The following is a 2,752-nucleotide window of genomic DNA, read 5'->3' as shown; positions in this document are numbered from 1 at the left end:
CCTTACAGACCCCGCCCGAGTTCGAGCTGGCGACCTGGCCCTGTGGCGAAACGGCGACCTCGTTGTACCTGACAGACGCTTTCGACGCCCCCTTGGGGAGAACTCCTACGACGAGGGCGATCGCAAGCAGGAACGGGATGATCAGCAGGAGGCCTCGTCGATGGAGCAAGCCTTTCAGGGAGGGTAGGACGTGCGCTCCCTGGCCGTCGGTTCCGGAACGTTTGAACGTCATCCGGACTCTCCTCTCATTCCGCCGGTTGCGGGTCGGCCGCTCATCGACACGAAGCACCCGCAAACCGTCTTAACGCAGCGTGAAACACGGACCAACACCCTGGCAATGTTCCTGCGCTGGAAGAAAAAGACATGTCCGCATCGGGACCGGCGCACATCCCGGCAAGCCGCTACCGCGTATTTCAGCGTCGCAGAGAACGAATCGGTGACCGTACGAAACCGCAGGGCAGGCCGTTGGCGAGGTGCCAGCTGAGCTGGTCCTTTTCCGACGGCCTACCCTGCGCAAAACCCCGCCGGCAACAAGCCGACGGGGTTTTGCAACGCCCCAGCCATGACCACCGTCAGCGATGTCGTCATCGACATCCAGTACAGCCGGCACGCCCGGGAAACCATGGAATGATCAACAACTGTGAACGCAACGCCGTTCGTTGGTCACGAAGTTGCCTTTGTTAAACGTGACTCCGCCTGTTGGTCACGAAGTCACCTTTCTTAAATTCGGTACCGTCAGCGAAGGAGACATCGCCCGAGATGACATAGAACTCGTATACCGTGTCCTTCGCTAGGAAGTCGTTCTGGCACACATCGACCATCCCGGGGGGGTTTGAAAAGCCGAGGTCAGGATCCGCATTGTTGATGGGGCCTCGGTAGTGACCCGTAACACCCAATCCGCGGTCCCAGTCCTCGCATTGAGTCTTCGGCTCCGGATGCTTATAGCTGAGACGCACAGTCTTCGCGCCATCGCCGCCGATCCTATAGGGATCTTCGACCTCGGGGCACTTGCCGTCCTTCTTGTAGTTGAGGAGGACGTACAGGTTAGCCGAAACCGTGTAGGTATCGGTACCTGATCCCCTTTTCTGTATTGTCACCTCCGTGGGAACATTGTCGATGTATCTGCACAACCGGCGGTTGGGTTCGGCGCTCGCGGTAGAGGCCGTCCCCCAGGTCATCACCCCGGCGAAGAGTGCTGCCATGGCTGCGATCGCTGCCAGCCAGGTGCGGCGCTGGACAATAGCTCTGCTCACTGCGACTTCACCTCGTCTTTCTCTGTCTCGTCCTTGCACGGTCGTGTGGTCCGGGCACCTGCCGAAGCAAGCTTTTAATGAAATGACCGCGGCCCGGTCACGGTTAGAACCAAGAGCAGCATGAAACACCGGCTGCCGGCGCGGCAATGGTTTGCCCTGTTCGTAAGACCGATATGGCTGTATCTGGACAAGCCCCAGCTGCATGTCGAGACTCAGCCGAGCGAATCGAGGTCGTCCTTCGCCGCGACCGCGCCGGCCGAGGGACAGCAGGTGGACCGCATCCTGGCGGCCTTGGCGGGGGTCGGCCACGACATGTCCGAGGTGATGGTCATCGCACCGTTTCGGGACATCGCCCGCAACGTCGCACCGCACGTCCGCCGGTATCCGGGCCAAGCCGCGGATCTACGACCTCGCGGACCGCCAGCAGCCCGTATTCCGCACATCGGGTTTTTGTGGTGCGACGGGTCTGGTTGATGTTCATGGCGGCTCCAGAACGTGCCAGCCCGAACACTCCCCACACCCGCGGCCACGACACCGCTAGCTCAAGGGATCACGCAACCCACACACAGGACGAACGTGCGGAGGACGGGCGACTACACGGCCGTGGACCTCACGGCGGGCGGCGTGGATGAGGCCATGCGCGGCCGGGATGAGTTCAACTTCTCGGTCAACATCCAGTTCGGGGAGGCAACCGTGGACGAGGTGCGAGCCCGGCTTACTGAGCTGTCGCGCGAACAGTTCCAGCGTTCGACGGCGGTGGCCGCATGAATCCGAGACCTGGGCTCTTCGTCGTTGTCGAAGGTCCAAGCGGCGTCGGCAAGAGCACGGTAGTCCAGCATGTGCGGGCCGAGCTGGCAGCGCAGGGCGTCCCGGTCGTCGCCACCAAGGAGCCGTCCGACTCGGCCCTCGGCAAGCTGGCGCGGCAGGGCACGGACGAGTACCGCGGCCTGGTGCTGGCCTGCCTGGTAGCTGCGGATCGGTACTACCACCTGGAGTACGACATCCGACCGGCCCTCCGGGCTGGCTACGTGGTCATCTGTGACCGCTACGTGCCGACAACCCTTGTCCTGCAACGGATCGACGGCGTAGAGCCGAGCTTCCTAGCTCAGCTCAACCAGTACGCCGACAAGCCTGATCTGACGGTCATCCTGACCGGCGAGCCAAGGCAGTCCGAGCAGCACGCAGCGGATCGCGGTGTCTACAGCCGCTTCCATCAGGGTGGTGTGGCGGCCCGCGTGGTCGAGGACCGGCTGTACCGCGATGTTGCGCACCACCTCCGCGAGACGGGTCAGGACGTGCTCCATTACGAGGTCAGGGACGAGCCAGCCGAAACCGTGGCGGCCGTCGTGCTCAATGCCGTGCTTGAGCGGCTGGGGCAGCGATCAGGCTGACGCTGAGGCGGCACGTACCAGGGAGTCGTACGTCTCGTCCGTGCGGGTGCCTTCGATCTCCAGCGAGGCGACGAACGCCGCCAGCTCGGCCTGCACCGCCTCGCCCGG

Annotated in this window: 5 protein-coding genes; 3 read left to right on the top strand and 2 right to left on the bottom strand. The window is 63.2% G+C overall.

All coding sequences use genetic code 11. The features are described from left to right. On the bottom strand, window positions 1-232 hold a 232-nt coding region (locus tag U9980_RS27455; RefSeq protein WP_322770583.1), incomplete at its 3' end, for a hypothetical protein. 448 nt (window positions 233-680) lie between these two features. After that, window positions 681-1,253, bottom strand: a complete 573-nt coding sequence (locus U9980_RS27450) for a hypothetical protein (RefSeq protein WP_322770582.1) — start codon at window positions 1,251-1,253, stop codon at window positions 681-683. A gap of 120 nt (window positions 1,254-1,373) precedes the next feature. On the opposite strand from U9980_RS27450, the gene U9980_RS27445 reads away from it, so the two are divergent. The 3 genes from U9980_RS27445 to tmk all read left to right on the top strand — a co-directional run bounded on the left by U9980_RS27445 (window position 1,374) and on the right by tmk (window position 2,644). Then, window positions 1,374-1,727: a hypothetical protein gene (locus U9980_RS27445; RefSeq protein WP_322770581.1), complete on the top strand. Its 354-nt coding sequence runs from the start codon at window positions 1,374-1,376 to the stop codon at window positions 1,725-1,727. 102 nt (window positions 1,728-1,829) lie between these two features. Next, on the top strand, window positions 1,830-2,021 hold the full coding sequence (locus U9980_RS27440) for a hypothetical protein (RefSeq protein ID WP_322770580.1): 192 nt from the start codon (window positions 1,830-1,832) through the stop codon (window positions 2,019-2,021). Further along, a complete protein-coding gene (gene tmk / locus U9980_RS27435) occupies window positions 2,018-2,644 on the top strand; it encodes a dTMP kinase (RefSeq protein ID WP_322770579.1) in 627 nt (208 codons plus the stop codon). The genes U9980_RS27440 and tmk overlap by 4 nt, the downstream gene beginning before the upstream one ends. Window positions 2,645-2,752 lie beyond the last annotated feature (108 nt).

Origin of the sequence: Protofrankia sp. Cr1, assembly GCF_963555865.1 — a bacterium.
Taxonomy (GTDB): Bacteria; Actinomycetota; Actinomycetes; order Frankiales; family Frankiaceae; genus Protofrankia.
The sequence above is the reverse complement of the archived record's forward strand: the minus strand, read 5'-3'. Positions and strand labels throughout refer to the sequence as shown.